The following is a 25075-nucleotide window of genomic DNA, read 5'->3' on the forward strand; positions in this document are numbered from 1 at the left end:
CTCCCTCTCTCCATAGCCCTTCTATACTTCGCTAATACTCACCCAACGACGCTGCGCGATAGATTGATCCACGGCTTCCAACACCTCTTGGCACTTGACGCCATCAACGAAATTCGGAACTGGCTGACGATCCTCTGACAGCGCTGTCATCAACTCGACAACTTCATGCACAAAGGTATGCTCATAGCCAATCGTATGTCCTGCCGGCCACCAAGCATCCATATAGGCGTGTGAGGCATCTGTCGCTAGAACGCGTCTAAAGCCCTGAACATCCTCATCATCACTTGTAAAATAAACCTGCAATTCATTTAATCGCTCGAAATCGAATTTCACACTGCCCTTACTGCCGTTAATTTCAAAAGAGTTCGTACACCGATGCCCTGGTGCAAAACGCGTGGCCTCGAAGCTGCCCAATGCGCCATTCGCGAAGCGCGCCATGAATAAGGTCGCATCATCCACCGTAACAGGACCATGCGGCGCATCTTTGCTGCCTTTGGCACTAAGACCTGTCATCGATGTCGGCAGTGGCCGTTCTTTGATAAACGTTTCACTCATCCCGATGACCTCGGTCATGTCACCCACAAGGAAGTGCGCGAGATCGATCAGATGCGCGCCCAGATCGCCGTGCGAGCCTGAACCTGCGATCTCCTTCTGCAAGCGCCACACCAACGGGAATGTCGGATCAACGATCCAATCCTGCAGGAACCAAGCACGGAAGTGGTAGATTTGGCCGAGACGGCCGCTCTCCACGAGCTTCTTCGCCAGCTGTACCGCTGGCGCAAAACGATAGTTGAAGCCAACCATGTGCTTCACGCCCGCTTCTTCCGCCGCTTCCAGCATCTCCCTTGCATCCGCAAGGGTCAGCGCCAGCGGCTTCTCGCAGAACAAATGCTTGCCGGCCTTCGCCGCCGCCAATGCAATTTCCTTGTGCGCATCACTGGGCGCATTGATATCGACCACGTCGATATCAGGGTGCGTGACCAGCTCGCGCCAATCGGTGACATACCCGTCCCAGCCGAATTGTTCGGCTGCCTGACGCACGCCGTCTTCGTCCCGACCGCAGATGAGCTTCATCTTCGGAATCGCCGTCTGCGGGAAAAACATAGGTAAATCTTTATAAGCATGGCTATGCGCTTTACCCATAAACTTATAGCCAATCATTCCGATATTAAATGTTTTTTTCACAGATACACGCCTCCCCAAAGTGTGTTAAGTTTACGCTTTACGCTTTACGCTTTACGCTTTACTCTTTACGCCTTACGCCTTACGCTCTACACTCCACCCTTGCCAATCCTCGAAGATTGCCTAACAATCAGCTCTGTAGGCAGTTTCACTTGCAGCTCGTGCTCGACTGCTCCATGCCCAACACGAGCAAGCACAGCGCGTGCCGCCTGCTTCCCCATCTCAAAGAAGGGAACCCCTATGGAGCTAAGCGGTGGATCACTGAGCTTCGCTGCATCCGAATTATCGCAGCCGATAACTGCGAAATCTCGTCCAGCTACCCAGCCTCGCTCACGAAGACCTTGCATCAGACCGATGGCCATCCGATCATTTGCGGCGAATATCGCCTCAACCCGATCACGCATCTCCCACAGCTTGGCCGCTGCCTCGTAGCCGCTCGTCCGGCTATAATTCCCCTCAAACATAAGCTCAGGTTCTATCGTAAGACCCGCTTCTAACATCGCTTTCTCATAGCCATGAAGCCGATCCAACGAGTTGGAATACTGGGGTGATCCATTAAGGAAAGCGATTTTTTGATACCCTTCGGCCAGTAAATGCCGCACCGCCTGATAGCTGCCCTCCACATGATCTGCATCAACTTCTAAGAAGGAAAGCCCCTCAAATCGTTGATTGACCAAACAAAATGAATGACCTTGCTCCTGTAATTGTATCAGTGAGTTTCGCTGGGATTCGGTATCTCGCGCTCCCAAGATGACACAGGCATCAACCTTTTGCGAACGATATAGCCGGCCATAATCCAACTCATCGTCAGGTGTCAGCAAGGACAGCAGCATATCATAGCCTTGTTCTCGGACTTGCTCACCAATCCCGCTCAAGATCTCTGCGAAATAAAATGCGGAAAACAAATGCACCTTCGGCATGTACGGAAGGATCACACCCAAGTTGCCGCTGCGCCTCCGTGCGAAGCTTTGTGCAATCGCATTAGGATGATAACCAAGCACTTTGGCAGCTTCAAGTACACGTTCCTTGGTAGCAGCTTTCATCGGGCCCAACCCATTAAACACACGAGATACGGTCGCCTCAGAAACATGGGCTAACTCAGCAACCTCTTTTCTCGTTACCATGTTACTTAGCTCCTTTCTCTTCATTTCCGACACTAATGTACACGCGTACATTTTCTCATCCAAACGTCATTTTTGTCAACACAAATTACAGAAAAACTCCCCCAATGTATCGTTCGTCATTTTTCGACATTTTCATTAAGTTTTCATCAATATACGCGAAAATAATGACCATTTTTTGTCATAAAAGCAAACTGTTAATCTTGTTTAAATCCGCTCCGCGATTTATGATAAAAGGTAATGTGACAACTTTGAGATGGAAATGAGTGATAGCAACTGAAAGCAATCTGGCGCCATTTTCACTTCGCAGCTTTAACAACGATCGATGCTTTCAAAAGCAGATCACAAGTCACTCGTGTTCACACTCGTGAGCAGCTGCTAAAACGCTTAGAGCATGTGATTCGCAAATCATTCCATGCTTCCTCATCTCCACTACGTCCACTTCTTGTCTTCGATGTGGATCGTTTTCGCCAAGTGAATTTCTCACTGGGCTATGCATGCGGAGATTTTCTATTACAAGAAATAGGTCGCCGATTACAACTGCTCGAGGACCTCGATTTCGTTGCCCGTTCAGGCGATAATGAATATACCCTTCTTCTTCGTGCACACACACAAGATGAGCTTGGAGCCACACTACATCGTGTTCAACAAGTATTTGCCGTTCCTTTTTCATGGCAGGGTCAAGAATGTTTTCTAAGCGCAAGCTTTGGCTTAAGCGCTCTTTCCCTGACCACGGAGACCATCTCACAAGCCTTAAGTCAGGCTGAGCAAGCACTTCTTGTCGCCAAACAAACTGGCAAAAACAAACTCATCACCTATCAACCCACACCAACACCAACCAGACATCTCTTCGCTAGTCAAATTCAAATGGAAACCGATCTTCGGAAAGCGATCATGGAGAATCAACTTCTCCTGTACTATCAACCGCGGCTCGAATTATCAACAGGGCAAATTATTTGCTTAGAAGCCTTAGTTCGCTGGAACCATCCAACATATGGCATGATTGCTCCTGCCGATTTTATTCCTCTCGCGGAGGAATCCGGTCTTATTCTGCCGCTTGGCGAATGGGTGCTGCGTGAAGCTTGTCTCCAGAAAGCACGCTGGTTAGCCGAAAATAAACTCGATTATCAGGTCGCCGTTAATATTTCACCCTGCCAATTTCAGGATGAGGCGTTCGCTGATAAAGCGATTCACATTATTGAGCAAACGGGCATTAATCCTGCGTACCTCGAATTCGAAATTACCGAAAGTTCGATAATGCAAAACATGGAGAAAACAATCGCCGTTCTAGATAAGCTATGTGCCAAAGGTATCTCCATCTCCATTGATGACTTTGGAATTGGCTATTCATCCTTGAATTACCTGAAGGAATTCCCGATCCATTGCCTCAAAATTGACCGTTCTTTTGTAAAAAATATCCAAAGCAATTCCAACGATTGGGCCATCACGAATGCCATCATTCATCTCGGACATGCCCTTAATATTCAAGTTGTGGCCGAAGGGGTCGAGGAAGTCGGGCAGCTCGATATTCTCAAAGAAACCACCTGTACCACAATCCAAGGCTACTTGCTCAGCCCACCCATTTCCGCAGCTGAAATTGAATTAACCTTTCATCGCGAAGACAACAGACCGGTTATGATTTCATAACCGGCCGTAGGCTTTCGCGTATTTTTTTATTTTTGCAAATATGCGCTTATCGCTTAATCTTCGGAAAATATACGGATCAGGACTCGTATTCACCTCTAGAATCCAAGGATTCAGGTCTTTATCTAGGGCTACATCGACCCCAATCTCTTTAACCCCTTTATAGCGGGCGTTGATCGCCTTAGCCACCTGAACACCCATGGTCTGAAGCTGCCCAACATACCCTTTTCGCTTGCTTGGAGGTAAGTATGACTTCAGCAATGTGTCAACAGATTTCAATGTGCCCCCATTATGAAAATTCGTAACAATCTTCCTTGGATGTGCCACACGGCCGATGATGCCGGTTGTCTCCCATTTGTGCCCGGGCGTCTGCTGTACCATGACACGCAGATCGAATCGGTTCCCTTTATAGGTCAATAAATGTATCCCCTTCTGAACTAAATAAGGCCGTTTGCTGGTCACTTTCGAGAGCGACTTATATAGATCCTTGTATGTCTTGAATCGTTGGAGTCGGACCCCCTCTTGGAACGAATAGGGCTTCACTGCTTCATCTCCAGCTTGCTCGACACGTATCACACCATTTCCAAACATCCCAACGTTGGGTTTCACATAGACCATTCTATATTTTTCTAACATATTCTTTAAGGTCGCGGCTGTAAGTCTTTTGGTGAGCGGTATATATTTACGAAGGTCGTCCTTCGCCTCAATGGCTCTTGTTTTCCCAATTTTACTGCTCACGTACCTTGCCTTATTCAAGCTTAACGGTTTCCTGATGTGCTTCTTTAAGTTCAGCGGTTTCGTTGTACGCTTCTTCATCTGATGCCTCCAGTTTCGAATATTTACCCCATCCTAGTGTATGAAGGCAACGATTCATTGGCGACTCAGCATGCAAAGAAGAGGCTATCCCTGACCTTGATCAGGAACGCCTCTTCGTTATCTATCTTTTATGGAGCACTCGTTAAGAACTGTGCACTTGGGTTTTTGTCAATGGAAGAACGAAGCGCATATTCACTCTCGAATAAGCCAACGTAGTTCCCTTTCTTATCTTTAACGAGTTGTGAGTTGATACGGAACTTCGCTGGGTCAATTTTATCATCAACGATCCAACGTGCGAACTGATAATTCTGACGCTGCAGAAGAATATCTACCCCATACTCGGATTTCATCCGATGTTCCAGTACTTCAAATTGGAGTTGACCAACGACACCAAGAATCATGTCCTCGAAGCCAATCGTCGTGAAGACTTGGATCATCCCTTCTTCGGTTAACTGATCAATCCCTTTGAGGAACTGCTTTTGCTTCAGCGCATTCTTAATGGAAACCTTGCTGAACAGCTCCGGCGAGAAGGTTGGCAGCTCATCGAAGATGACCTCTTCCCCTTCACTCAGGGAATCGCCAATCCGGAAAATACCTGGGTCGAACAGACCAATGATATCCCCGGGGAAAGCCTCCTCCACGATATCACGATCTTGCGCTAGGAATTGCTGCGGCTGTGCCAGCTTAATATCTTTGCCAAGACGAACATGCTTCACGGACATGCCCCGTTCGAATTTCCCAGAAACGATACGTAGGAAAGCTACACGGTCACGGTGAGCAGGGTTCATATTCGCTTGAATTTTGAACACATAGCCTGAGAACTTCTCTCTCGTCGGCTCGATCACACCAGCTGTGCTTGTGCGCGGCTCTGGCTTTGGCGCTAGCTGCAGAAAGTTCTCAAGGAACGTCTGCACCCCGAAGTTGTTTACCGCACTCCCGAAGAATACAGGCGTCAGCTCACCCTTCATCACTTTTTCCATATCAAAAGGATCCCCAGCCACATCCAGCAGCTCAATATCTCCGCACAATTGCTTGTGCAGGAATTCGCCAGCGATTTGTTTGACTAATGGATCTTCTACGCCATCCACCTTGCGGACTTCAATATCCTTATGGTCATCCCCTTGGTAAAGCTCCAACTGGGATTTCCCGCGATCATACACGCCGCAGAACTGCTTGCCTGAACCAATCGGCCAGTTCATCGGATACGAACGAATGCCCAGCACTTCCTCTAGCTCTTCTAGAAGCTCAAACGGATCGCGACCCTCACGGTCCAATTTGTTGATGAAGGTGAAAATGGGAATCCCGCGCATTCGGCACACTTGGAAAAGCTTCTTCGTTTGGGTCTCGACCCCTTTGGCCACGTCAATCAACATCACCGCGCTATCCGCGGCAGTCAGTGTACGATAAGTGTCCTCACTGAAGTCTTGGTGACCCGGTGTATCCAGAATGTTGACACGGTGCCCTTCATAATCAAACTGCATCACGCTTGACGTTACAGAGATACCACGTTGTTTTTCAATTTCCATCCAGTCAGATGTAGCATGCTTGCTGGCTTTACGGCCTTTTACCGTTCCTGCAAGGCGGATTGCGCCCCCGAATAAGAGCAGTTTCTCGGTTAACGTTGTTTTCCCGGCATCCGGGTGAGAAATAATCGCGAACGTCCGTCTTTTAGCGACTTCCGTTTCGAGAAGTTTAGTGAGTTGCGTTTTCATGTGTTCGTTTATTCCCTTCTTCTTTTACATATAGACTTTCTCGGCATCAAACGTGAGCTTTCTCCAGCGGAATGCTCCAGTTCGCTTCTTCAATGAACGTACGGTTGCTGAATTCCCTGCCGCGCACCACGACTTTATCCGCAAATACTTGAACATAGATTCCCTGCGCTTTATTCTTCGCATCTTGCTGATAAGCGCGGTTAAGCGTCCTACCGACGGAGGAATTATGGAAAAAATGGAACGTTTCCTGAACATAATGCGGTGTCCCATTCTGGAAATCCTGGTGGCGATGGCCGCAGAAGACGAAAACATTTTTGTAAGACTTTAACGTCTCTCTGAACTGGATCGCTCGAATGAGCTGGTGTGTCGCACCATCAGTGCCAATCGGCGGCAGAGGCTGATGCGTCATAACAAATAGCGGCCTTCCTGGCTTATATAAAAGGCTGGTTCTTTCTTTGAACCAAGCCATTTGTTCATCTGAGTACCATGCGCCTTCACCCACTTCGGGCTTCTCTTGCACATAAGCTTCTTGCGATAACAGTAGGATCGAGTGTCCATTCGTTGTAAAATCATTATAAATGGTATTATAGCTCATAAAATGCTTGAACTGATCTCGGCTTAATGCATCATTCTTGCCATTCGGGACAGCATCTTGATCCCAAGCGTTCGCTTTGTTAATCCAGATGGTGTAATAATCGTGATTTCCCATGTTCGCATGAACGGGAGGCAGCTTATAACTGCTCAATATGCTGCGCAATTCCTTATAATCGCGTTCTGTTCCAGTATCCGTCAAATCCCCTGTCAACATAATCGCATCCACGGGACCATCGAAATGAGTCACATCATCCAGCGCTTGGCGCAGCTTCTTGATGGTTTGGGGATCACCCGACGTCACATGTAAATCGCTTAGGATAAAAAAGGACATCAAGGGTCCAAGAGGCAAAGGTTCCTCCGAGGGCTCTGCCGTAGCTTGGGGAGGCTCTGGACTGCCTGCTGGCGCAATAGCTGGCTGACCTTCCTGAATGAATTTCTTCTTCACCAGCACACTAAACCATGCACTTAATCCTACTAAAACAACCCCAATGGCGAGCAGCCATCGCACAAACGCTCTTCGTGACATCGATGCACCTCAAGTGTATTAATTGGCAAAATAGCTTTATGATCTAGTATACCACAAATAAAGGCGTTATAAGATGTCCCGTATGTGGAATGGATACAATCAAAATTATGATGTGAAATATATAAATTCTATAACTTAAAAAATCCAACAGGCCGCATGGGCCTGCTGGATAAGCTACCGAATATTTAAGCCAATACGGTTGTTTTCTGAATAGCTTCCCAATCGACTTCCCCTTCATTTTGACCGTTAATCGGCCACCACTTGAACCCATCATCGCTCAGAAGCTTCGACGCTTCTTCAGGACCCCATGAGCCCGCAGGGTAGTGCTTCAGATCTTCCGTCTGTTCGGCCCAAGCAGCTGCTATGCGGTCCACATAAGACCAAGCAAGCGCAACTTCATCCCAACGTGTAAAGTAGGTGGAATCTCCGCGTGTCGCATCATACAGCAAACGCTCATAAGCCTCAGGCGTATTGATCCCGATCTGACAGCTTTGGCAGAAATCCATCGCTACTGGTACGATTACACCTTCTGAACCAGGCTGCTTCGCGTTCATTTTCAAATAGATGCCTTCCATCGGATTCACACGGAATACAAGTAAGTTAGGCTCTAACTCATGCTTTTTAGCCAAATAGACGTTGTTCGGGATGTTCTTGAACTCCACCACAACTTCTGTTGTTTTGACCGGCAGTCTTTTCCCCGTACGAATGTAGAACGGCACTCCCGCCCAGCGGAAATTATCCACGTGTACACGCGCTGCGAAATACGTTTCTGTGGTTGATTGCGGGTTCACGTTGTCCTCTTCACGGTATGCTGGCAACGCTTTGCCTTTGGCAGAGCCCTCAGCGTACTGACCGCGAATGACATTCGCACGCACATCATTGCCGTCTTCAAACAGACGCAAGGAGCGCAGCACCTTCACCTTCTCATCGCGGATATCTTCCGGATGCAAGCGGCTTGGCGGCTCCATCGCCATCATCATCAGCATTTGCAGCATATGATTCTGACCCATATCACGAAGGGCACCCGAGTGGTCATAGTAGCCACCGCGCTCTTCAACCCCGACCGTTTCACTAAGTGTGATCTGGATGTTAGCTATGTATTTATTATTCCAAAGCGGCTCGAAGAATGCATTCGCGAAACGAACGAACTCGATATTTTGCACCATTTCTTTGCCAAGGTAATGATCGATACGGTAAATATCTTTCTCTTCGAACACTTGACGAAGTTGTCCATTCAGGCGCTCAGCCGATGGCAGATCGTAACCGAAAGGTTTTTCGATAACAAGGCGATGCCAGCCTTTTGTTTTGAGCAAGCCGCCTTCGCTTAAATTGTACGATACATTGCCGAACAATTCAGGCGCCAGAGCTAAATAGAACAGACGGTTCCCGCCCGTTTGGTATTTCTCATCCAACTTAGCCGTCAGGTCATTCAGTTCATGGAACCCATCCACATTATTAATGTCGAGTGACATATATTCAAACCGCTGAGCAAATTGCTCCCATTCCGCCGCATCCGTATTTTTGTAACGAGCAAAATCCTGAATCGAATTCTTCACGTCTTCGCGGAATTGCTCATTCGTACGCGGTCTGCGTGCCAGACCTACAACTGCAAAATTGTCACCCAGTTTGCCTTCGCGGTACAGGCTATAAAAGGCTGGAAACAGCTTTCTTTTCGCTAAATCCCCCGTTGCCCCGAAAATATAAAACACAGCTCCACTCATCTATGCATCATTCTTTCTCTATTAGAATTAGTTAATATGCTTAGCATACCTAAAATTGTCAAGCTATTCAACTTTTCTACGTACTTTCTTCCATAACTTTTTCTTATAAGAAACTAGACATTCGTCTATACCGATGTGCAAGGCCTGGCATAGGCTAACAGTACATACCCACACGGAGGTGCCTCATCCCATGCAAGCCTTTCACCCCATCACTGAAAAAACGTGCAGAAGCCTTGTCGGAAAGCCTGTTCTACTGGTTTTGAATAATGGTGTTGAACTCGCTGGAATCGTCAGTCGCATTGAGAAAAACAAGCTAATTTTGAATGACAGCCCACAAGCTAAACTCAATTCGACTCCCAAGTCAACGAAAACCACGATAGCTAAAAAAGGAAAGAAACAGCCCGTCCAGCGGGATATGCCAACATCAGCGGAAAGCACCGAGCAGCTTTCTTCCTTCGGTCTTCCCCTCTTTGGAGGCCCTGCACCCGCACCTAGACCAACAGGTCCTGTGGATATTCAAATTGACTACATTGCGGCGCTGTTCAGTGAATGAATACAAAGGCTGTGGATTCAGCTCATCTACAGCCCTTTTTTTCAACGCCTAATTTTCTTACTCATACGGTAACAGCTCAGTTCGGGTACATACGAATCAATCTCATAGCCCCTTTTGGTATAAAACCGAATCGCTTTCGGGTTGCTATCATCGACAAAGAGCTCGACGGTACGGCAGCGCTCACTTAATCCGTAATCTTCAGCCATCTTCATCAGCGAATGTCCCAAACCCTTCCCCTGTTCGCGTGCGTCCACAGCAAGCATATCAATGAAGAGCACATTTGATTTGCGCATGACGGAAATGAAGCCGTAAGGCTTCTTATATCCTTTAGCCATAACGAATGTTTTATTCCCGTTTAATCGCTTACGAATCTCAGCAAAGGTGACCGAGTTCTCCGAAGCATACATTCTGGAAAATGGAACTAATTGCTCGACAACTAATCGGTATATAGCAGCGTCGTCAATAGTAGACAAACGTTTGCGAATCACATGGCACCGCCTCCACAAGAAGCAATAATGCTATCTTATGTCAGTTCACCTGCAATTGACCCCCCAAGTACCAATTTACCCCAGTCTACGCAAGTGATATACTTAACGTATGTGAAATGAGGTGACTTTCATGATTAATGCCTATCCATCCATCATGGCTGTGAACAGATACCAAACCCACAAGGACTATTATCGTGTTGGCGCAGTAAGTGCTGTATCCGGCGGCAAAACGAATACGATTCGCAGAATGCTGGATCTTCCTTATGAAGAGCTCGCTTACAAACAGTTCGCTCAAGCGGCGGCCAAAGATGTATCGCAATTCGTCAAATCTGCACAGACGGTCAAGCAATCGGCTCAGACCTTGATTACGACGAGCTCTAATTTAACTTCCAATTCTACTGCGTTACCCGCCTCCAGTTCGGCAGAAGATCAGCAAGCAGCTCTCACCCAGAAGATACAAGACTTTATTCAAACATATAATGACTTTCAGGATCAGTTAGTCGGCACACCTGATTTAGTGAACAGTGCATTCCTTCAAGGTTTGGAAGTCGCTGCTAAGCCCCTCTCCCTGAAGCAACTTGGGATTACGAAGCAGGATACTGGGCAACTCGGCTTAGATGTGGATACACTCGTTGGCCAGATGAAGAGTCAAGTTAGTGCCGTCTCTACGAGTTTAAACCACTTAACCAGCTTTGCCAGCTCTCTCGTGAACACGATTAATCGGATGCAGCAGCTGCCATCCGCTTCATTTTTCCAATTGTCTTCATCACCATTGAAGCCATATGGACAGTATCAATCGCAACTACAGTCGTATTTGCCGGTTCCGATGCGCGGCATTTTGTTGGATGCGAAGATGTGAGACCGCAGTAAAATCAATTCAGTTATGAGGCCTTGGTCCTGAATCTCATCGGGCCAAGGCCTTTCCGGCGTTACCCTACATATTGTTGAAATAGAAACAAAGATTTATTATATAATAGGGGTAATGCACCAACGGGTGGGAGGACAGGCCATGAACAAAGAAGATCAGGTCTTAAAGGGTCTAAGGGACTTATACAACAGGATTGTTTGGCTTAATAAAGATAAGATGGAAGAGAGTCTTAAGGGGTATACGTCTACTGAGGTACACTGCATAGAATACATTGAAAAAAATATAGATTCCAACGTGACTAAACTTGCAGAGTTTTTCTATATGACTCGCGGCGCCATTAGTAAATTAACAAAGAAACTCATAGAAAAAGGCCTCATCGAGAGCTACCAGAAGTCGGATAACAAGAAAGAAATCTATTTTAAGCTTACGGAGCAAGGGAAAGTCATTTATAACATTCATGAGGACCTGCACCAAGAGTTTCAAGAGCGGGATAAAGCTGTATTCGAACAGATTACCGAGGAACAATATGACAGTATGCTTAGCTTCGTGGACAAGTATTGCAAGCATTTGGATGCAGAAATAAAGAAAGTGGGTATAGATAGTAAGTAGCAATCCAATCCATATGAATATGAAAATGAATCCATAGGCAGCTGGTCTCAATTGAGATTGGGCTGCTTTTTTATTGCTGTAAATTTGTTGACAAGGAAACAAAATTGCGATACGATGACTTTGTTTCCAAGGAATCAATACCATCACCTTTTAGGAGAGAACATCCAATGCCCCTAATTAAATCACAAAGCAACCATGATCCGAACTCCGAACAAACCGTTGATAAACATGCTTTACTATTCGGTCTTATCTCGGTGTTTCTTTGCGGTATCGGCTTTAGTATCATAGCACCTGTCGTCCCCTTCTTAGTACAGCCTTATATTAGCTTTCCAGGAGAACAAGCAATCGTTGTTACCCTGTTGACTTCTGTTTATGCCGTCTGCGTGTTTTTTGCAGCCCCCGTTCTTGGAGCTTTGAGCGACAAATATGGCCGTCGCCCCTTGCTCTTAATCTGCCTATTGGGTTCTGCCATCGGGTACTTCGTTTTTGGCATAGGCGGCGCGCTATGGGTCCTATTTGCTGGGCGCATCATCGAAGGGGTAACAGGCGGGAGCATAAGCACGATCTTCGCCTATTTCGCAGACATCATTCCTCCAGCACAGCGAACCAAATACTTTGGATGGGTGAGTGCCGTTGTCGGTGTAGGCACTGTCATTGGTCCAACACTAGGCGGATTACTTGCCAAGTTTAGCTATACTGCACCCCTGTATTTTGGAGCAATCATCACATTAGTGAATGTTGTTTATGGCCTCTTTTATATGCCTGAGAGTCTTGGCAAGACGAACAGACTGAAAGAGATTTCCTTTGTACGACTGAATCCATTTACACAACTTGCCAACCTGCTTTCCACGAAAAACTTAAAGAGGTTACTGATCTCAGCGTTCTTACTGTGGATCCCCAACGGATCACTACAAGCCGTTTTCTCACAATTTACAATGGATACTTTCAGTTGGAAGCCTGCCCTAATCGGACTTATGTTTTCAATTATGGGCATCCAAGACATCGTTTCACAGGGGTTCATCATGCCCAAGCTCTTGATAAAACTTTCTGATAAACAGATTGCAATTGTTGGCATGGTTGCAGAAATTATAGGCTACTGCCTTATTGCGCTATCAGCTCTGTTCACCTTCTATCCGCTATTAATCGCTGGCATGTTTATCTTCGGTTTCGGTGATTCGATCTTTGGGCCTTCCTTCAATGGGATGCTCTCCAAGTCTGTCGATGCTAGTGAACAAGGAAGAATTCAAGGAGGCAGCCAATCCATTCAGGCTTTAGCAAGAATGATTGGACCTATCATTGGAGGTCAAATCTATGTATCATTTGGTCATGCCGCACCCGCTTTTATGGGTATGATCCTCATAGCCGCGGCAATTCCGGTTTTGTATAAGCGAGTTGCGCACGTAAATTGAGAAAAACTTCTATCGAAGTACTTCGAGGATGTGCGACCGCGTTTTATAGGTAGTTTTTATCGCCAATTATCAAGTCGTTTTCGGGAACCGAAAACTTATACTTTCTAATGTGGTAAAGAAAAGGAGCTAAGCGCGAACAATGCGCTTAGCTCCTTTTACACTAAAACAACTTTTTACCTAGTACATGGTCAATCGGGATGAACCCAATCACACGGCTATCCATGCTGTTATTCCGATTATCCCCCATCACGAAAATATGATCGGCGGGAACGGTCCACTTTTTGTTGCCATTCGCTCGCATTTCTTCGTTAATGTAGGTCTCATTTAACAGTTCCCCGTTGCGATACATCTGATTATCCTTCAGCTCAAGTTGATCGCCTGGTTTGCCAATCACTCGCTTAATCCATACATGCTTATCATCGCCGCGGACGAATAAGCTAAGTAAGGGGCTGTCCATCAAATCATTTTTAAACGTACGCTTCAGGTCAACCCTAGAGTCGATAATGACAATATCTTCGTAGTTGGGTTCGTAATGAAAAGTATGCGAAAGCTTGGATACATACACACGTTGACTGTCGTGTAACGTCGGATCCATCGAATGTCCGCTAACTCGCGTCGATTGGAACACGAATACGCCGAGAAACACGACGATAACAAAGGAAATCGCGATGGAACCAAACCAGCTCCATATCTGTTTGACTACATTCAATTCGTATCGCTCCCTCGTGTTATTCCGCTAGTCCATGCTTGAAGGCATAAATCGCCGCTTGTGTGCGATCTTCTACACCAAGCTTAGCTAGTACGTTGGTGACATGGAATTTCACCGTCTTTACACCAATGAATAAATCATCTGCCAGTTCTTGATTGGATTTGCCCTTGGCGATCAGGCGAAGTACTTCCATTTCACGATCGGTCAATTCTTCATGCGGTTCCGCAGCCGGCTTCGGTTGACGGAAACGATTCATAATCTTGGAAGCAACCTGCGATTCCAGAATCGACTGTCCTTTGGCCGCGGCTCTAATCGCTTGGGCGATTTCGGAAGCGCGCGAGGTTTTCAACAAATAGCTGAAAGCCCCCGCTTCAATCACTGGATACATTTTCTCATCATCTAAGAAGCTCGTCAACACAATGACTTTGCACTCCGGATATAATTGCAGCAATCTTCTGGTTGTTTCGATACCGTCCATACCTTCCATCACTAAATCCATCAGTACAACATCAGGACGGTACTCTTGTGCTAGTCGAATGCCATCTTGTCCATTGCTAGCCTCACCAACAACCTCAATCCCATCCTCGGTTCCCAGTACAGCCGCAAGTCCAATCCGCACCATTTCATGATCATCAACGAGTAGTACTTTAATCAAGGTGTCATCCATTCGCTTCTCCCTCTCTATGTACAAAGCTAATTCTCGATCACGGCAGGATCGCTTGCTAATAATATAGGTACACGAATCTCAATGCGAGTTCCTCGATCAGGTGCCGTTATGATATCGACCGATCCGCCAATTTCATTCACACGTTCCTTCATAGACACGATCCCGTACGAAGTCAGCTTCTTCGCATCTAACTGGAATCCGACGCCATCATCGCGGATGACCAGTCGAACACCATCAGAACGGTGCAGCAGCTTCACTTCCAGCTTATTCGCCTTGGAATGGCGCAGCGCGTTAGACAGTGCTTCTTGCACGATACGGAATAAGTGATCTTCAATCCCTTTATTCAAACGGACCTCTTCGTCCATATCCCACGAGATCGCCATGGGCACCTTCGCTGCAAGCTCCTTCAATAGCTCAACCAGTCCTTCGGACAATCGTTTTCCTTCCAAATGAATCGGTCGTAGGTGCAGCAGCAACGCTCTCATTTCCGATTGCGCCACAGACGCCATCTCTTCAATCAGATGAATTTGACGCTTCGCTTTCTCAAAATCCTTATCCAGCGTCCGGCCAACGGCAGTTGCCGTCATCGAAATCGCAAATAATTGCTGACTCACCGCATCATGCAATTCACGTGCCAAACGCTGACGCTCTTCAATGACAGCAGAAAGCTTCGCTTTCTCTGTAAGCTCAGCGTTATGGTTGGATAACCGTTGGAGTGAGGTCACTTGCTCCTCCCACCGTTTCATAATACGGCCAAGCTGCTCGCCGAGGCGTCCGATCTCATCTTCCCCATTTTCCAAACTGCCGCGGGCGAACGTCCCTTTTTCTAATAAAATCATCGTCTCCATCATCGGCTCAAGCCTACGAGTTACCCTAGAGCTGTTCCAATAGCCGAACACAGCGCCGATACCACCCAAGATCAATATGGCCATGAATGAAAATTTGACACCCTCCTGCCAACTGCTGAAGGCATCAATCATATGTCTGGAGTTTAAAAAGTAAATGATTGCCCCGAAGACAGCGAAGCTATAGAGGATCGCTTCCCCCATGCTTCGCCATATCATATTCGTTAATCGTCGTTTATAGCCGTCCACTTGGTGATGAACCCCCAGTCGTTACAATACTTTGACCTTGATATCTCCTACGATAAAAGAGAGTATGAGTTTCACCCGATGGTCGCCATGCTGATAATTCTCCGATTGCCACACGACTTTGTTCATCACGCCAGACTCTCGTTCTTCAGCAATATGAAGCTGTCCAAACATGACGGACGACGTCACGGATACACCGATATCATCAGGTACTTTTATATCAATATCCCCCACAATGCCTTGCAGGATGACTGTTGTTTCCTTTTGTTCTAGAATGGCCAGCGAGAGATCAATATAGGTTTCTCCCACCATGTACCATGTCGAGGTATTCCGCAGAATCCAAGGCTCACGGCCGAGGCGAACACTATCAACAATCTTTTGTTTTTGAATATATGTGTCATCTTTATGGATCTGTTTCGACCGAATGAAGAATAAACCTAGTGAAATCAGAACAACCGCTACCACGATGGTAATATGATCCCCAAATAAGATGACAGCGCCAACTCCCATTAGCACATATCCCTTGCGCTCCTTACGTGAACGAACACGATGAATGCCCAGCAGAATAAGGATGACCGCGAGAATGGGAAAAAAGCCAATGGTATGATCCAGAAGCAAAAAAACACCGGCTCCTATCAGCACAAGGGCTGTATTCCGGCTGCGGTTATTTTTCGTGTCTTCTCCCATCGATGCACCTCCTCTGGCTGCCATTTGTCTTTCGTTCATACGATTCCTAGCATACCACAAGAATGGACGACCTCCAAGATGCAAATCCTTGTCCCGCAAGGGTTTGCTATCGTGGAGGTCACAAGTACAGCGTAAACGACTACTTCTTATCGCGCGGGTCTCGCTCCTCGCGGCTGCTTTGCTCGTGCTGCCAGTCGTGCTGCAGCTTGCTGCGCAGCGCGCGCAGCTCCTGCTGAAGGTTGCCTCCGGCTTCCTTCAGCGTCTCCTTCGACAGGCGGCCCGCGATGCGGAGCCCCTGCAGAGCTTCCCGGCCAAGCTCGCGGCCGGTGACCTCCAGCTCGCGCCAGGTGTCGCGAGCATCAGCACCGTGCAGCCCGCCACGCGGCGGCTGCACATCCTCGGCTACGTGCCCGGAACGCAGCCGGTGCAGTTGATCAGCGAGTGCCAGGCACGTGTCCTGGCAGATCGCGTACTGCGTGCGGTAGTGCTCGCACGCGGCTTCCTCGCGCAGCTTCTCTTCCAGCGCCAGCCGCGCGAGATCCTCTTCGCCCGCTCGCATCGCGAGCTCGGCTTGCTCGGCGCGCAGCTGCGCCATCTCTTCGGCGCGCGCGATGTGGCCGCGCAGTGCAATGGCCGTCTCAAGCGCTTCATCGTAACGCGCCTCGACCTTCGCTATCGTGGTACTGTCAGGAGCACCCGCTCTCGTCTTACCGATGGCTTCCTGCCAGACGGTTTCGGCCATTTTGCCAATCCGATCAAATATATGGTTAAGATCCTGCTCTCGATTCTTCGTCATATTCCTTCGCCCCTCATCCATTCTTCATACTCCTATTTTAACGCAATTCTAGGATGCTCAAAACCGACTCCCGACTGTTTTGAACCTAGACCTAAGTCCAGTTCATGAGGCTTCGCCCATATTTTGGTCGTTGTCCAAGCCTAGCTGCAGTGATAAACTATTTGGAGCCGAGTCTGGTGCCACAAAAAGCACTAGTACGGGGGACGATTTACTTGGGGTGAATATTTGCTTCGGCTTGGAGCAGACTAGGGAGAACCTTCTTCCCGAACCCGTCAACTAACCTCGGAGGCGCAAATGAAGGAGGATTACCAATTGAATAAGCTTACTAAAGGGTTAACTAGCCTTGCTGTATCACTGACAGTATTGGCAGGAGGCTTTCTTTCCCCATTTTCAGCTCATGCAGCTGGCATGGAAGTGAAAGTGCAAGTCAACGACAGTCTGATTCATTTCCCGGATGCACAGCCATTTCTGGATGGCAACCACAGCACCCAAGTTCCACTTCGGTTCGTTACTGAGAAGTTGGGCTACACGGTGGATTGGCAAAAACAAGGAAATCAAATTAAGGTTACATTAACCAACGACCAACATACGATCTCCTTACTTTCTGGGCAAAAAGAAGCTAGCATTGATAATGCGCCTGTCCAATTGGACACGGCTTCTCAATATCAGAATGGACGCGTGTATGTGCCGCTGCGTTTTCTCTCAACGGCTGCAGGAATCCCTGTACAATGGGATGCAAGCAGTAATCTAGCTATTCTAAATAAAGATGGCCAACGGCATATGCCAGATTATCAAGTGTTCGAATCTACCGCTTATTCAGCAGATCCTTCCGAAAATGGTGGCTATGGCGCTATCGATTACATGGGTAACCCCTTGGCAATGGGAACAGTTGCTGTAGATCCATCCGTCATTCCTCTTGGTTCAAAGCTCTACATTGAAGGATATTCCTTCGATGGACTTCCACAAGGCGGCATGTACGTCTATGCAACGGATACAGGTGGTTCCATTAAAGGAAACCGTTTGGACATCTTTATCCCAGGATCCAAGAAATCCTTGCAAAGCTTCGGTATTCAAAAGATTAAAGTGTACAATATTTCAAATTAATGATGACGAAAAAGCTGATTTCGAGATTGCTCTCGAGCTCAGCTTTTTTGTTATAACCAGGCTCTTCTCCTCTCAAATAGGGCATTCGTCCAATCAACGAATATCACGGTATCATATGCTGTATAGTGTTTAACCCACAACAATTTGAAACCCGGAGGGGATACTATGTCATATGTAGATAATTGTGGAACGCCAGGATACGGAAATTCTGCAGGCGTTATTCTTGTTCTTTATGTGCTGCTTGTCATCATTCTTGCTACTTTCTACTAGACCTTATCCCGATTATCGTTCGAATATACTCGTATTCGCAGGCTAGATATCAAATTACACAAAATAAGACCGCATCCTCTCAGGAGGGTACGGTCTTATTGTTCATGAGCACCCTATTTAGAATAAGCATTCTAAACTTGCTTATTCATTCAAAGAGGATGACTATTCCCAACATAAGCCCACCGTATGTGCTTTTCAGACTAACTTAGCAGCATTCCGAGCAAATCTCCCATACATAAACACCCTTAGCTTGCTTAAACATTCATTACAGCTGGCAATCAAGTGAATAAGCAATTTCAGCTGCCTTATCTGCTTGACGAACCAAGCCTATCAGCCCAAATGTTAGGATAGGATCCATCCCCTCAGCGGATGCACCGTCTCATGGAGCAGCAGCTCCGACTCGGCGGCATAGAACGCTGTCTACGCTTCGCTCCAGCCAAAGCGCTCCGCCAGGAAGGACCTACATGTTTTATAAAAAATTACATAAAATCAACGCCGCTTGTTCGCTGCATCAAAATTTGCTCGAGTACGCCTCCGATATGAGCGCCCGCTTCCATAGGCGGTGTACCGCCTCGATGGATATTCGAAATAACCAAGCGATCCGCATCCGTCCTCCCCGTTCTTGGCTTATAACACATATAAGCACTTAATGACTCCGCAGTCATGAGGCCTGGTCTTTCACCAATGAGCAACACCAGACATTCTGGATTCAACAAGTCACCTATCGCATCCATGCATCCGACACGTCCCCGATTCACGTAAAACGTCGTTCCCGCTGTTAATCCGCGAAGCCGTAAGGAATCCCGTAATGCCGGATACAAGTCCCGCAGATTGGCTTCAATACTGCTGGCACTCAACCCATCGGAAATGACAATTTGCACCTGGGGTGACGGCTGACAATTAGCCTTAATCTCCTCCTTACTCGCTTGCGTTAGAGCTCTTCCTAAGTACGGACGTTTCAGATACATATCTTTGTCGGTTGCACAGCTCTCTACGACGAACCATCCCATCTCCGCAAGGAATGCCTCACTCACTTCCTGCTGTACAGCGTCCACTGCGCTCGCATGGTCCCATCTCAATTTCAGCAGTTCATGCGTGAGCGGACGTGTCCCTGATCTGGAAACACCAATGCGTGCGGGGGTCGTTGCTTTCATTCTATCAAGCTCATCCATCCTTGCGACCTCCTTGCACAAAAAGCGTTGGATCTCCAGCCAGCGGGGATAAGGTGCCATTGACCCATATGCCCCTCTCTTGCAGCCAATCGCGGAAAGCAGGCGCAGGCGTACGCCCGAACAATTCTCGTATTGTGGCGATATCATGATAGCTCAGCGATTGATAATTCAGCATACAATCATCCGCCATCGGTACACCGATCAGGAAATTCACACCCGCGGTGGCGAGCATGACGGCTAGAGAATCCATATCATTTTGATCGGCATTCATATGATTCGTATAGCACACATCAACCCCCATTGGGAGACCATGCATTTTGCCCATAAAATGATCCTCAAGCCCCGCCCGTATGACCTGCTTGCTGTTGTACAAATACTCAGGTCCGATGAAGCCAACGACCGTGTTCACGAGAAAAGGCTTATACACCCTAGCCAAACCGTAGCATCTCGCCTCAAGTGTCACTTGGTCGATCCCGTGATGAGTATCCGAGGAGAGCTCTGAGCCTTGCCCCGTCTCAAAATACCACCGATGCGGCCCCTGCGCGCTTCCCTCGCTATTAATCAAGTCGTTGGCTTCGTCCAACAGCCGTTTGTCGATACCGAAAGCACGATTGCCCTTCTCCGTCCCAGCCAAACTTTGGAAAATCAGATCTGCTCTCGCCCCTTGCTTGATTGCCTCCATTTGTGTTGTCACATGCGCCAAGACGCAGTTCTGTGTAGGAATCTGCCAGACATCCATGACTTCCTTAGCAGCTTCCAGCAAGGCTTTGGTCGTATACGCGTTGTCTGTCACGGGATTAATCCCGATGACGGCATCACCGATGCCATAACTTAACGCCTCGTAGAGTGAAGCCCGCATCCCCTCCAGCGAGTCCGTCGGATGATTCGGCTGGGCCCTGCTGCTTAACGTACCTTTGTGACCAATCTCCGTATTGCACCGCGTTCGAACCTCAATACGTGAGGCCGCCTGGATGAGATCCAGGTTCGTCATCATTTTCGCAACAGCCGCAATCATCTCGCTCGTAAGCCCCTTCGATATACGCAGGAGCTCATCTCCCGTTGTTTCCGTCCGTAAGATGTACTCTCGAAGCTCTGATACTGACCACCCACTCATCGGTCCATAAACGGCCTCATCTATGCTGTCCTCGATGATTCTTGATACCTCATCTTCCTCGGGAGGCAGCAAAGGATGATTTCGGATATCAGAGAGCAGGAGATCTGCGAGCACGGCTTTAGCAGCGATTCTTTCTTTGAGATCAGACGCACCGATACCTGCTAAATCATCACCAGAGCGCTCCTCATTCGCTTTGCCGAACACTTCTTTCAAATGACCAAATGAATAAACACGGCCGCCAATCGACGTTTTCAATTTCATGGGCTCACCTCATGAGATTCTTTAGGAAACACCAGCGTCTTCACAATGACGGGGATCGTTCGGTTCGCAATAAGCTCGCCAAGATCGATATAATCACCGAAGCTGGGGTGAATGCCATCCACACAGACGATGCGAGGCTTTCCCTGGCATCCAAGGGACAATAATTGGCCCAATGCTTTGGCTATATCTTGATCGCAGAGGATAACTGCCGTTTGTTCCGCTGCCAAATAGCGGGTTATTAGTGGGATGAGATGATTCGCAAGCTCCTGTAATCGTTTATATGTAAAGGCATATGGAGAGCTCAGAGCTATAGCAAAAGGTGCCTTCTCCACTTTTCCATATAGTCTCGTGGCAGATTCGAACAATTGGTTCAGCTGTTCTGGACATGTGTCTGCCTCTAGATGAAGCTGAAGCTGCACGATCGGCACATTGCGCATAGGTAGCGTGCCTGCATCCGCATGGACAGTCGACCCGCTAAGCTCCATACTCTGTAGACCCGCTCCGATGACGGTCGCTCGGTGTGTTTGGGCAGCCTTTACAAGTGTAAATCCCAGCTCCGTGAACGTTTCTTGAATGGCTTGCGCAAGCGCCGGTCCGATATCACCATATTGCGATATCTCTGCCATAGTTGTGACTGAAGCACCTGTGGCTAGAGCTGCAATTCCCCCAGACAGCATCCATTCATCAGCTTGCGGGATCTGTGTCGGAAGCTCGCCGAGAACCAAAAGCTTCGCTCCATTTGTTGCGGCTTGATCATGGTTTCCACTCGCAAGAAAATGACCTACTGTTCGAGCCATCTGCCTCGTCAATTGATGAATGACGCTGCTGTCGGCAATCTGATCAGGCGCAATAGCAAGCCTATTCATCACTAACCAGTCATGAATCGCAGGCGACACATAGGTCACCGTCCCGTCCGTCTTCAAACGAATAAGGCTTCCGCCCATATGAAAAGTAACAGTTGCCATGGGGATGCCGTTGCGAAACCAGGCGACGTTCGCAGTCCCGCCGCCAATATCCATATTGGCTACTGTGTTGTGCAGCCTCAGTGAGCGTTCTGCTGCGCCTGATCCTTTGCCTGCCATGATGGCTTCCAGATCGCTTCCAGCTGTCGCCACCACAAAAGCACCAGCCTGCTCCGCAAGCTTGTGAAGCAGCGCTTCGGTGTTCGTTTTCGTCGCGGTTTCGCCCGTCATGATCACAGCGCCGCTTCCGATATCAGCTAATCCGACGCCAGCGTGCCCCAACTCTGCCTCTAAAAGCTCTGATAAAGCCATCGCGTCTATCGTGACGTGGTCCGTAAGCGGTGTCCGGTACATCGGGCTGGCATACAAGAGCTTTCGTGCTGCGATCGCATCCTGCGAAATTGTAAAAGACGGACCTCGCGCTGCGATCGTGATTTCACTTAGAACGAATTTGGTCGTACAGGTGCCGATATCAAGGCCTACACTGATGAGCTGTGTTTCCTTCAAGGTTCATCCTCACCCCTTTAGAATGAAAAAGACGCCACACAGATGCCCCTCTTGACCAGACGGTTTCTTGTTAGCGCCAAACTTGATGCTTTATATTTTGAAAATGATATTATTAGAACGAGCACATTTGTGCCGATTGAGCAGTCTGTTGCATGATCTCAATTGTTCACCTAGTCGCATATACCTTCACACAGTCGCCCCGCTGAAACCCTTGCCCTCCTGCTGGCAGCCAAATCAAGCAATCGGCATCTTTGATCGATACCATGATACTCGACTTATCAATACCAGCTGGTCTGACCCATAAGGAACCCTCTTCGACGCGAGTCGTACCTCGTACATAACGGGGATAAGCCGATGGTTTGTCATATGGAACGTCCAGATAGGCTGTATACGCTGCTGGTTCATCTTTCGGGTTCCCTAACATGGCTTCAATCAGCGGCTTCGCAAACAATTCAAAACCCACGAACGAGGCGCCCGGATTTCCTGACAAGGCCACGAGCAGTTTACCCTGCCAAACTGCCGCACTCGTCGGTGTGCCTGGACGCATCGCTACTTTATTAAATAACAGCTTTCCGTCGAATCTTCCGAATAGATCTACTAAAACATCATAATCACCGACAGAGACTCCACCGGAAGTTAAAATGAAATCGACATGCGGGAGCACCTCTTGCAGAGCTGCTTCCACGTGCAGCGGATCATCGGGGAGAACTGGCATGATCACAGCAGTTCCACCCGCGGCCTCAACCTGCGCGGCCAACATATAGCTGTTGCTGTTACGGATTTTCCCTGGCAGAAGCTCATGCTCTACTTGCAATAGCTCTGACCCCGTTGAGAAAATAGCCACTCTCGGCCTTCGATGCACCATGACTTCGGAGTAACCGAAAGTCGCTAAGATCGCGGCTTCTCCCGGACCGATCAAAGTTCCGCGTTCTATCAGCAGCTCTCCAGAGGCAACTTCACCAGCAATCGGAGTTATATTACTAGCTGCGAGCACATTTTTTTTGATGCTAACCTTCGCATCCCGCCCTATCTCATCTTGCAGCGAGTCCGTCATCTCCAGCATCACCACAGTATCTGCCCCATCTGGAACAGGTGCTCCTGTCATAATGCGGGCTGCTGTTCCTGCTTGGATGGATTGCCGTGGCACCGTTCCACTTGGGATTCGTTCTATGACCCGTAAGACAACAGGAGCATGTGGCGTTGCTTCTCCAATATCCTTAGAGCGAACGGCATAGCCATCAACACCCGACCTTCGAAAATGTGGCACCGCATGATCCGCGTAAATATCTATCGCGAGTCTTCTTCCGTAGGACGACTGCAAGAGAACAGATTCTGATTCTGTGGGTTCAACATATTCGTAAAGTGTCGCTCGTGCCTCTTCCACGGAGATCACGTTACGGCCAAACCTAAGCTTCATTTCACTATTCACTTGCACCCCATGCCTCCCTAATGCTAGCCGCCAATTTGTGACATTCGGCGATTCGTTGGCGTATGCGACTGTTCTTCATTCATCAGTGCCTGCGCCATTTCATGATTTTGCGGTTTGATATCCAGCGCACGGAAGAACAAATCTTCGACCGCTGCATCGTCCCCGATATACTTTCTCACGTTGAATTCATCAGACCAATACAAGCACGGCTTGATATTGCCATCCGCCGTTAGGCGCAGCCGATTACAGGTTTCGCAGAAATGATCACTAATCGGATGGATAAGGCCGAAAGAGCCTAACGCGCCTTTGATACGATAATTTTGCGCAGGACCGTTTCCGTACACAGCGTCGGAAGCTGTTGCCTCCCAGCCCATTTCCTTGCAGCGATCGAGGACCGTTGTCAGGGAAAGATATCGGCTCTTCCAGTCTTCATCCTGATGACCGATCGGCATATATTCAATAAACCGCACTTGAATCGGACGATCGATCGTCATTTGCAAAAAGTCAGCGATTTCGTCATCATTGATGCCCTTCATCAGCACCACATTTAGCTTAATTGGTGTAATACCTACCCGATAAGCTTCCTCAATAGAAGCTAGCACGCGACGGATATCTCCACCGCGTGTAATCATCGAGAACCGATCCGCTTTCAATGAATCCAAACTAATATTTACACGGGTCAACCCTGCCGCCCGAAGCTTTTCCGCTCGTGATGCAAAGTAGATCCCATTTGTCGTCAACGCAATATCTTCTATTCCAGGAATTTGGGATAGCCTACCAATAAGTTGCTCCAAGTTTTTACGAACCAAGGGCTCCCCGCCGGTTAGTCGCAATTTGCGAACACCAAGGCCAGCTAACACACGGACAATCTCTGTGATTTCATCAAAAGTTAACAGCTTCTCATCCGGTTCAAATTCCATTCCTTCTTCAGGCATACAATATACACAACGCAAATTACAACGATCCGTCACTGAGATGCGCAGGTAATCATGCATCCGTCCAAAACGATCCACTAACTGTTTTGGCATAGGAGTTCACCTTCTCTCTCCGTCCATTATGGCAT

Annotated in this window: 24 protein-coding genes and 1 riboswitch; of the genes, 7 read left to right on the forward strand and 17 right to left on the reverse strand. The window is 48.0% G+C overall.

Annotated elements, in window-relative coordinates; genetic code table 11:
• Nucleotides 1-21 precede the first annotated feature (21 nt).
• Nucleotides 22-1161 (reverse strand): Gfo/Idh/MocA family protein, encoded by a 1140-nt coding sequence (locus A8709_RS03550; protein WP_065850881.1) that lies wholly within the window; start codon nucleotides 1159-1161, stop codon nucleotides 22-24.
• Between the two features lie 110 nt (nucleotides 1162-1271).
• Complete coding sequence (locus A8709_RS03555; protein WP_065850815.1) at nucleotides 1272-2306, reverse strand: LacI family DNA-binding transcriptional regulator; 1035 nt, start codon at nucleotides 2304-2306, stop codon at nucleotides 1272-1274.
• A 318-nt stretch (nucleotides 2307-2624) separates the two neighbouring features.
• Here A8709_RS03555 and A8709_RS03560 point away from each other — a divergent pair, with 318 nt between their 5' ends.
• Entirely contained in the window at nucleotides 2625-3950 is a 1326-nt protein-coding gene (locus tag A8709_RS03560; RefSeq protein WP_279615843.1) for a putative bifunctional diguanylate cyclase/phosphodiesterase, read from the forward strand.
• Here A8709_RS03560 and A8709_RS03565 read toward each other — a convergent pair.
• From A8709_RS03565 to zwf, 4 genes are all read right to left on the reverse strand, one after another.
• Nucleotides 3945-4763, reverse strand: a complete 819-nt coding sequence (locus tag A8709_RS03565) for a YheC/YheD family protein (RefSeq protein WP_084224640.1) — start codon at nucleotides 4761-4763, stop codon at nucleotides 3945-3947. The two genes, A8709_RS03560 and A8709_RS03565, sit on opposite strands and share 6 nt — an antisense overlap.
• A 128-nt stretch (nucleotides 4764-4891) precedes the next feature.
• Nucleotides 4892-6475, reverse strand: coding sequence for a peptide chain release factor 3 (locus A8709_RS03570; protein WP_065850817.1), 1584 nt, complete (start codon nucleotides 6473-6475; stop codon nucleotides 4892-4894).
• A 46-nt stretch (nucleotides 6476-6521) separates the two neighbouring features.
• Nucleotides 6522-7595, reverse strand: a complete 1074-nt coding sequence (locus A8709_RS03575; protein ID WP_065850818.1) for a metallophosphoesterase family protein — start codon at nucleotides 7593-7595, stop codon at nucleotides 6522-6524.
• 185 nt (nucleotides 7596-7780) lie between these two features.
• The gene (gene zwf, locus A8709_RS03580) at nucleotides 7781-9316 is read right to left on the reverse strand and encodes a glucose-6-phosphate dehydrogenase (protein WP_065850819.1); all 1536 of its coding nucleotides are present in this window, start codon (nucleotides 9314-9316) and stop codon (nucleotides 7781-7783) included.
• A 190-nt stretch (nucleotides 9317-9506) separates the two neighbouring features.
• On the opposite strand from zwf, the gene A8709_RS03585 reads away from it, so the two are divergent.
• A complete protein-coding gene (locus A8709_RS03585; RefSeq protein ID WP_065850820.1) occupies nucleotides 9507-9869 on the forward strand; it encodes a hypothetical protein in 363 nt (120 codons plus the stop codon).
• Between the two features lie 41 nt (nucleotides 9870-9910).
• On the opposite strand, the gene A8709_RS03590 is transcribed toward A8709_RS03585, so the two are convergent.
• Nucleotides 9911-10357, reverse strand: a complete 447-nt coding sequence (locus A8709_RS03590; protein WP_065850821.1) for a GNAT family N-acetyltransferase — start codon at nucleotides 10355-10357, stop codon at nucleotides 9911-9913.
• A gap of 130 nt (nucleotides 10358-10487) precedes the next feature.
• Between A8709_RS03590 and A8709_RS03595 the strand changes: the two genes are divergently transcribed.
• From A8709_RS03595 to A8709_RS03605, 3 genes are all read left to right on the forward strand, one after another.
• Nucleotides 10488-11216 carry a hypothetical protein gene (locus A8709_RS03595; RefSeq protein ID WP_065850822.1) on the forward strand — a complete coding sequence of 243 codons (729 nt, stop codon included), beginning with the start codon at nucleotides 10488-10490 and terminating at the stop codon, nucleotides 11214-11216.
• Between the two features lie 150 nt (nucleotides 11217-11366).
• The gene (locus A8709_RS03600) at nucleotides 11367-11834 is read left to right on the forward strand and encodes a MarR family transcriptional regulator (RefSeq protein WP_065850823.1); all 468 of its coding nucleotides are present in this window, start codon (nucleotides 11367-11369) and stop codon (nucleotides 11832-11834) included.
• 167 nt (nucleotides 11835-12001) lie between these two features.
• The gene (locus tag A8709_RS03605; protein ID WP_065850824.1) at nucleotides 12002-13243 is read left to right on the forward strand and encodes an MFS transporter; all 1242 of its coding nucleotides are present in this window, start codon (nucleotides 12002-12004) and stop codon (nucleotides 13241-13243) included.
• Between the two features lie 160 nt (nucleotides 13244-13403).
• Here the strand turns inward: A8709_RS03605 and lepB are convergent, their stop codons facing one another.
• The 5 genes from lepB to A8709_RS03630 form a co-directional block, all read right to left on the reverse strand.
• Entirely contained in the window at nucleotides 13404-13952 is a 549-nt protein-coding gene (gene lepB, locus A8709_RS03610; protein ID WP_065850825.1) for a signal peptidase I, read from the reverse strand.
• 19 nt (nucleotides 13953-13971) lie between these two features.
• Nucleotides 13972-14619 (reverse strand): response regulator, encoded by a 648-nt coding sequence (locus A8709_RS03615; protein ID WP_065850826.1) that lies wholly within the window; start codon nucleotides 14617-14619, stop codon nucleotides 13972-13974.
• 26 nt (nucleotides 14620-14645) lie between these two features.
• On the reverse strand, nucleotides 14646-15713 hold the full coding sequence (locus A8709_RS03620) for a sensor histidine kinase (RefSeq protein WP_065850827.1): 1068 nt from the start codon (nucleotides 15711-15713) through the stop codon (nucleotides 14646-14648).
• Between the two features lie 21 nt (nucleotides 15714-15734).
• Nucleotides 15735-16397 (reverse strand): cell wall-active antibiotics response protein LiaF, encoded by a 663-nt coding sequence (gene liaF, locus A8709_RS03625; RefSeq protein ID WP_065850828.1) that lies wholly within the window; start codon nucleotides 16395-16397, stop codon nucleotides 15735-15737.
• Between the two features lie 139 nt (nucleotides 16398-16536).
• The gene (locus A8709_RS03630; RefSeq protein ID WP_141692408.1) at nucleotides 16537-17193 is read right to left on the reverse strand and encodes a PspA/IM30 family protein; all 657 of its coding nucleotides are present in this window, start codon (nucleotides 17191-17193) and stop codon (nucleotides 16537-16539) included.
• 155 nt (nucleotides 17194-17348) lie between these two features.
• Nucleotides 17349-17499, forward strand: a riboswitch (cyclic di-AMP (ydaO/yuaA leader).
• Nucleotides 17500-17505: 6 nt separating this feature from the next.
• Here A8709_RS03630 and A8709_RS35385 point away from each other — a divergent pair.
• Together A8709_RS35385 and A8709_RS34860 are read left to right on the forward strand one after the other, a co-directional pair.
• Nucleotides 17506-18297, forward strand: a complete 792-nt coding sequence (locus A8709_RS35385; RefSeq protein ID WP_167356992.1) for a stalk domain-containing protein — start codon at nucleotides 17506-17508, stop codon at nucleotides 18295-18297.
• Nucleotides 18298-18462: 165 nt separating this feature from the next.
• On the forward strand, nucleotides 18463-18567 hold the full coding sequence (locus tag A8709_RS34860; protein WP_208607630.1) for a YjcZ family sporulation protein: 105 nt from the start codon (nucleotides 18463-18465) through the stop codon (nucleotides 18565-18567).
• Between the two features lie 479 nt (nucleotides 18568-19046).
• On the opposite strand, the gene eutC is transcribed toward A8709_RS34860, so the two are convergent.
• The 5 genes from eutC to moaA form a co-directional block, all read right to left on the reverse strand.
• Nucleotides 19047-19739 carry an ethanolamine ammonia-lyase subunit EutC gene (eutC, locus tag A8709_RS03640; protein WP_065850831.1) on the reverse strand — a complete coding sequence of 231 codons (693 nt, stop codon included), beginning with the start codon at nucleotides 19737-19739 and terminating at the stop codon, nucleotides 19047-19049.
• Entirely contained in the window at nucleotides 19732-21114 is a 1383-nt protein-coding gene (locus A8709_RS03645; RefSeq protein ID WP_065850832.1) for an ethanolamine ammonia-lyase subunit EutB, read from the reverse strand. Before A8709_RS03645 ends, eutC begins: the two co-directional genes overlap by 8 nt.
• Entirely contained in the window at nucleotides 21111-22583 is a 1473-nt protein-coding gene (locus tag A8709_RS03650) for an ethanolamine ammonia-lyase reactivating factor EutA (RefSeq protein ID WP_065850833.1), read from the reverse strand. The genes A8709_RS03645 and A8709_RS03650 overlap by 4 nt, the downstream gene beginning before the upstream one ends.
• A gap of 166 nt (nucleotides 22584-22749) precedes the next feature.
• Nucleotides 22750-24018: a molybdopterin molybdotransferase MoeA gene (locus A8709_RS03655; RefSeq protein WP_244163084.1), complete on the reverse strand. Its 1269-nt coding sequence runs from the start codon at nucleotides 24016-24018 to the stop codon at nucleotides 22750-22752.
• A 17-nt stretch (nucleotides 24019-24035) separates the two neighbouring features.
• Nucleotides 24036-25040, reverse strand: a complete 1005-nt coding sequence (gene moaA / locus A8709_RS03660) for a GTP 3',8-cyclase MoaA (protein ID WP_065850834.1) — start codon at nucleotides 25038-25040, stop codon at nucleotides 24036-24038.
• Nucleotides 25041-25075: the final 35 nt, after the last annotated feature.

Origin of the sequence: Paenibacillus pectinilyticus, from assembly GCF_001700435.1 — a bacterium.
Classification (GTDB): Bacteria; Bacillota; Bacilli; order Paenibacillales; family NBRC-103111; genus Paenibacillus_E; species Paenibacillus_E pectinilyticus.

Bases quoted from the DNA above. Each gene is read 5' to 3' on its own strand.
- A8709_RS03550 (WP_065850881.1), bottom strand. From the start codon at position 1,161: ATGATTGGCTATAAGTTTATGGGTAAAGCGCATAGCCATGCTTATAAA.
- A8709_RS03555 (WP_065850815.1), bottom strand. From the start codon at position 2,306: ATGGTAACGAGAAAAGAGGTTGCTGAGTTAGCCCATGTTTCTGAGGCG.
- A8709_RS03565 (WP_084224640.1), bottom strand. From the start codon at position 4,763: ATGAAGAAGCGTACAACGAAACCGCTGAACTTAAAGAAGCACATCAGG.
- A8709_RS03570 (WP_065850817.1), bottom strand. From the start codon at position 6,475: ATGAAAACGCAACTCACTAAACTTCTCGAAACGGAAGTCGCTAAAAGA.
- A8709_RS03575 (WP_065850818.1), bottom strand. From the start codon at position 7,595: ATGTCACGAAGAGCGTTTGTGCGATGGCTGCTCGCCATTGGGGTTGTT.
- zwf (WP_065850819.1), bottom strand. From the start codon at position 9,316: ATGAGTGGAGCTGTGTTTTATATTTTCGGGGCAACGGGGGATTTAGCG.
- A8709_RS03585 (WP_065850820.1), top strand. From the start codon at position 9,507: ATGCAAGCCTTTCACCCCATCACTGAAAAAACGTGCAGAAGCCTTGTC.
- A8709_RS03595 (WP_065850822.1), top strand. From the start codon at position 10,488: ATGATTAATGCCTATCCATCCATCATGGCTGTGAACAGATACCAAACC.
- A8709_RS03600 (WP_065850823.1), top strand. From the start codon at position 11,367: ATGAACAAAGAAGATCAGGTCTTAAAGGGTCTAAGGGACTTATACAAC.
- A8709_RS03605 (WP_065850824.1), top strand. From the start codon at position 12,002: ATGCCCCTAATTAAATCACAAAGCAACCATGATCCGAACTCCGAACAA.
- A8709_RS03615 (WP_065850826.1), bottom strand. From the start codon at position 14,619: ATGGATGACACCTTGATTAAAGTACTACTCGTTGATGATCATGAAATG.
- liaF (WP_065850828.1), bottom strand. From the start codon at position 16,397: ATGGGAGAAGACACGAAAAATAACCGCAGCCGGAATACAGCCCTTGTG.
- A8709_RS03630 (WP_141692408.1), bottom strand. From the start codon at position 17,193: ATGACGAAGAATCGAGAGCAGGATCTTAACCATATATTTGATCGGATT.
- A8709_RS34860 (WP_208607630.1), top strand. From the start codon at position 18,463: ATGTCATATGTAGATAATTGTGGAACGCCAGGATACGGAAATTCTGCA.
- eutC (WP_065850831.1), bottom strand. From the start codon at position 19,739: ATGGATGAGCTTGATAGAATGAAAGCAACGACCCCCGCACGCATTGGT.
- A8709_RS03645 (WP_065850832.1), bottom strand. From the start codon at position 21,114: ATGAAATTGAAAACGTCGATTGGCGGCCGTGTTTATTCATTTGGTCAT.
- moaA (WP_065850834.1), bottom strand. From the start codon at position 25,040: ATGCCAAAACAGTTAGTGGATCGTTTTGGACGGATGCATGATTACCTG.